This window comes from Pseudomonas sp., from assembly GCF_050739655.1.
GTDB lineage: Bacteria > Pseudomonadota > Gammaproteobacteria > Pseudomonadales > Pseudomonadaceae > Aquipseudomonas.
Genome location: NZ_JBOIBY010000274.1, coordinates 1 through 4475, shown reverse-complemented (window position 1 = coordinate 4475; position 4475 = coordinate 1). Strand labels below are relative to the sequence as shown.

The 4475-nt window shown below is 58.3% G+C and carries 5 protein-coding genes; all 5 read right to left on the bottom strand.

Annotated elements, in window-relative coordinates; genetic code table 11:
• Positions 1-238: 238 nt before the first annotated feature.
• Positions 239-2206: a DNA topoisomerase III gene (locus ACRESJ_RS13680; RefSeq protein ID WP_431758363.1), complete on the bottom strand. Its 1968-nt coding sequence runs from the start codon at positions 2204-2206 to the stop codon at positions 239-241.
• Positions 2207-2430: 224 nt separating this feature from the next.
• Positions 2431-2901, bottom strand: coding sequence for a single-stranded DNA-binding protein (locus ACRESJ_RS13675; RefSeq protein WP_103406471.1), 471 nt, complete (start codon positions 2899-2901; stop codon positions 2431-2433).
• Positions 2898-3416, bottom strand: coding sequence for a DUF3158 family protein (locus ACRESJ_RS13670; protein ID WP_431758362.1), 519 nt, complete (start codon positions 3414-3416; stop codon positions 2898-2900). The genes ACRESJ_RS13675 and ACRESJ_RS13670 overlap by 4 nt, the downstream gene beginning before the upstream one ends.
• The gene (locus tag ACRESJ_RS13665; RefSeq protein ID WP_103406469.1) at positions 3413-4168 is read right to left on the bottom strand and encodes a PFL_4669 family integrating conjugative element protein; all 756 of its coding nucleotides are present in this window, start codon (positions 4166-4168) and stop codon (positions 3413-3415) included. Before ACRESJ_RS13665 ends, ACRESJ_RS13670 begins: the two co-directional genes overlap by 4 nt.
• A 49-nt stretch (positions 4169-4217) precedes the next feature.
• Positions 4218-4475: hypothetical protein (locus tag ACRESJ_RS13660; protein WP_431758361.1), on the bottom strand; the 258-nt coding region annotated here is incomplete at its 5' end.

The window sequence follows — 4475 nt, the reverse complement described above, 5'->3', positions numbered from 1 at the left end:
CCGCTGTTGTCTGGTAGAGGCAACAGCGGTCATCCGCCACCACGATCAGGTCAAGCACAAAACGGGAATGAATTCCGCAGAAGAGAAGGCTCCGAACTCAAGGGGTCCGACCGAGCTACCCGGAGCGAATCGGTCTTGGGTCGCCGTTGGCGGTGAACCTAAAACACTACAGCAGAGAGCGTGGGACGACGTCAAGGCAGAGAACGCACCGTTCTCATGATGATCGTCCCATGGAACATCATGAGCGACGCGTATCTTTACTGATCGGCATAGTGCCCTTGCAATCCGGATAGTGGGAGCATGACCAGAACGGCCCTGATTTACCCTTACGCCTGAACATTGGGGCGTTGCAAGTGGGGCAAAGCGGACCGGCTTCGACCGGTACTGCCAAGGTGAGCGCTCCGCAGTGTTCGACCAATTGTGCAATCCAGTTTGCCTGCTTGGCGACGAACACCTCCAGGGTCAGACGTCCCGCTTCGATTTCGTCCAGGGCCTGTTCCCAAATCGCGGTCATGCCCGGATCGGCGATTGCTCCGGGTACCGCTTCAATCAGAGTATGGGCCGCCGCCGTAGCCATTAACGCACGCTTTTTCTTCGACAAATAACCACGATCAATCAAGCCCTTGATGATGCCGGCTCGCGTGGCTTCGGTGCCGATACCGGTAGTGTCCCGAAGTTTTTGTTTCAGGCGTGGGTCGTTGACCAGTTTGGCCACGTTTTTCATCGCCTTGATCAGATCGCCCTCGGTCAGTGGTTTGGGAGCGGCAGTGCGCATGGACTTGAGTTCGACGTCGTCCACTGCGCACTGCGTACCGTGTTGCAAGACGGGTAATACTTGGGACTTTTGACTGGGCTCATCCTCCTCGGTGTTGTCGTAGAGCAAGCCTTTCCAACCCTGGACCAGGATCTGTTTCCCAACCGCGATCAATCGCTCTGCGCCGCATTCCAGTTCGACCTGGGTCCGATCAATTTCATGCGGCGGAAGAAATTGTGCCAGGTAGTAGCTACGGATCAGTTCGTAGACATTGCGTTCTTGTTCGGACATCCGTGCAAGGTTTGCCGGTTCGGTGGTGGGGATAATGCCGTGGTGCGCGGTGACCTTGGCATCGTTCCAGGCGCGGGAACGTAATGATCGATCGAGTTTTTCAAATACGGGTTGTAGCGCGGGATCGGTTTTGAGCAGGGCATCGAATACCGTGGGTACCTCGTCGAACATACTCGCTGGCAAATAGCGGCAATCGCTGCGTGGGTAGGTGGTGGCTTTGTGGGTTTCATACAGGGCTTGGGCGATATTCAGGGTTTCCTGAACCCCCAGCCCTAATTTGCGCGAGCAGACTTCTTGCAGGGTGCTCAGGTCGAAGGGCAGGGGTGGCGCTTCACGGAAATGCTCCGTCTGCAGCGAGAGTACTATGGCGGGCTTGCCGCTAGAGATCGCTTGGGTTGTCTGACTGGCGAGCGCCTGTTGCAGGCAATGACCGGCCTCATCTCGTCCTGAGCTGGGTGGTAACCACGACGCGATGAATGGTTGCCCCATTGAGGACAGGTGCACATCCACTTCCCAGTAGGGCACCGACACGAAGCTGGCAATCGCACGATCCCGATCGACCACCAAGCGTAGGGTCGGTGTCTGGACGCGTCCAACTGACAGCACACCGTCGTAACCCGCCCGCCGACCGAGTAGGGTAAACAATCGACTGAGGTTCATACCCATCAGCCAGTCGGCACGGCTACGGGCCAGGGCTGAGTGATAGAGCGGAAAGGTCTCTCGACCAGATTTCAGCGAAGACAATGCTTTACGAATCGACACCTCGTTGAGTGCGGACAACCAGAGGCGCTGGACGGGACCTCGATACTTGCAGAGCTCCAGCAGTTCGCGGGCAATCATCTCACCTTCGCGATCGGCATCGGTGGCGATGACGACGGCGGTGGCTTCACCGAGCAGCCGCTTGATGACGTTGAACTGTGCCGCAGTCTTGGGTTTGACCTCGACCTGCCACTGCGTGGGAATGATCGGTAGATGATCCAACGACCAACTCTTGTACTGAATGCCATAAGCTTCGGGTGGGGCTGTCTCCAGCAGATGGCCGATACACCATGTGACGGTTGAGTCGGTGCCGATCAGGCAACCATCACCGCGCCGGGTGGCTCCGAGTACCTTGGCGATATCCCGACCCTGGGAAGGTTTCTCGCAGAGGAAGAGGCGCATAGAACTGCTCCGGATTGAGTTCGGAGCAGCGTGGTTGGAAGTAGCAGTGCTGAGAATGAGAAACCTGAATGGCAGGTTCCTCATATTAGTCGGTGACGGTCGGTTTGAATGGGCCAAGGCTGCTAGCGCGTTGCGGCTGGACGGTGGTGTGGATCTTCACGAGCAGCGAGTAATGACCGTCCTGCAATTTCGCGCAAAGGCGCAATTTTTATGCCTGAAATCGATCAGTCTGTAGGTGGCGACCCCTTGCGCTTTTTGGGTTTCGGTGCAGGTGAACTGGCTTGCTCTGTATGTTGGCCGACGTGTGTCGCAGATGCCGTCGGTTCACTGGAGCGTTCGCGCATGACCACACTGTGCACGCGGTGAGGCAGGATGCCGACTCGGCGGGCCTCGATCTTGAAGGTGACTCGCGCATTGTCTTCGCTGTCCTCCCACTCATCGCGCACGGTGCGGCCTTCGACCAGCACGCGCATGCCTTTCTGGTACAGGGTGCTCCAGTGTTCAGTTTCGCGGTGCCAGAGTTCAACCGGCGCCCAATAGCCGCCTCGGTCTTCATAGCTACCCTCGCGTGGCACGGGGTTGTCGAAGTACACATTCAGCCGCAGCAAACGCCGTGGCTCGTCATTGCCTGATGGAAACTCCTGGAACTCTGGCGCACTGCCGATGTTGCCTTCGCCGACAAAAAAAGTACTCATCCTGATACCTCCACTGCGGTTGTGAACTGGCGCAGCAGCCGTTCGGCGCTGCCCATTTTGATCGCGCAGGTCGTGGCCTGGCGGTAGAGCGAATGCACCACACTCATCTGTAGGTTCAGTGCGATGCGTTCGCACTCGAAACGGTGCAGTCCCTCGCGTACGGTCTGCGGCAGGGCTTGGTTGCGGACCTGGCACTCCCAGACTGCAACCCCCATGCGGGCGAAGTCACGGGTGCGCCAACGCAAAAAGGTGCTGCCAGCGCTGGTGTTCTGCAGCACCAATCGAATATCCAGCAGTGAGTAAGGGGGCCGTCCGGCTCGCTGCACCACAGCCTCCATCAGGTGACATAACTGCGCCTCGATTTCCCTTGCCGCCTGCGCCAGGTGCTCCAACTCCCCCTTACCCTTAAAAGGTTTTAAAAGGCCTTTTAGGGAGGCTGCGTGTTCGAGCTGTCGATAGGCATCCGGTGTCAACGTTTCGAAGAGCATTGGTTGAGCCGGGATCGTGGGAATCATGCTTCGTCCTCCGGCTCATCCACTGTCGCAGGGTGCTCTGCCGCTACCTCTTCCAACGCGTCAGCGTCATCCACTGCCACAGCACCACGACGAATGATTGGCGGCGCGAACTGGGAGCGGCGATGACCCTCAAGGATGTCCATGGGGGGCAAACCCAATTTATCGATCGCCGCCAGGGCACGGGCGTTGTTCGCCGCCATGTCATCGCGTGTGGCGCCGGCATGTCGATAGCGCTGCGCCTGGCCGAAAAGGCTGCGCAGCAGATGGGCGCCGTCGTCGATCCAGGCTTCCATATCGATGCGGCCGATCAAGGCGGTGTGATGGGCCAGCAGGGTGCGACGCACCAGGGTGTCGTAGTCGGTCAGCAGATAGACCGCCAGAAAACCCAGCTGGCTGCCGATGTACAACGGCAAGGTGACGGGGTGGATGTTGAGGTTGTCGCTCATGTCGATCTGGGTCGGCAGGTCCTGTCTGATCCGATCCAGCTGCTGGGTCAGTTCCAACATTCCCGCTTTGGCCTGCATCAGTTTTTCTTCGAGTTGCACGATGGCCCAGTCGGCATAGGGGTCGTCCTGAGCCGCGGTTTGTTTGATCAGGTTGGTAACACTGATGTAGCCGGCCATGCCCATGATCGAGTGAACGCCTTCGCGTGCGGTCCGACCTTGCCAGATACGGGCGGCGTGGTGGGTGTGCAGGGTTAGCGTAATACTGCTGCGCAATGAACCCAGGTTGAGCTGATAGTGATCGGCCACGGTGTTGTCCTCGCATAAGCTTGGGCGAGAACGTTGCGACAGTTGGGGGTCAAGGGCAGCCAAAAAGCTGAATGCGGTCTGTTCGGTTTGTCGAGGGTGAATGGGTGTTGCTGATCTCTGTGGACTTGATGCCCGTGGCAACAAGTACATCGAGGTTCATGATCGTCACGGAGGTCGAAGGGACGAGATCCGCCTTGATGCCCGGGGCATCAAATCCACTGAGATCTACGACGAGTCCGGAGCCCGGTGGACCCGTTGAGTAAGTTGCTTTCCTCGAGTGAAGGCGCGCCCTGGCGGTCAGTAGATT

Coding starts and splice junctions, on each gene's coding strand:
- ACRESJ_RS13680 (WP_431758363.1), bottom strand. CDS start 2,206: ATGCGCCTCTTCCTCTGCGAGAAACCTTCCCAGGGTCGGGATATCGCC.
- ACRESJ_RS13675 (WP_103406471.1), bottom strand. CDS start 2,901: ATGAGTACTTTTTTTGTCGGCGAAGGCAACATCGGCAGTGCGCCAGAG.
- ACRESJ_RS13670 (WP_431758362.1), bottom strand. CDS start 3,416: ATGATTCCCACGATCCCGGCTCAACCAATGCTCTTCGAAACGTTGACA.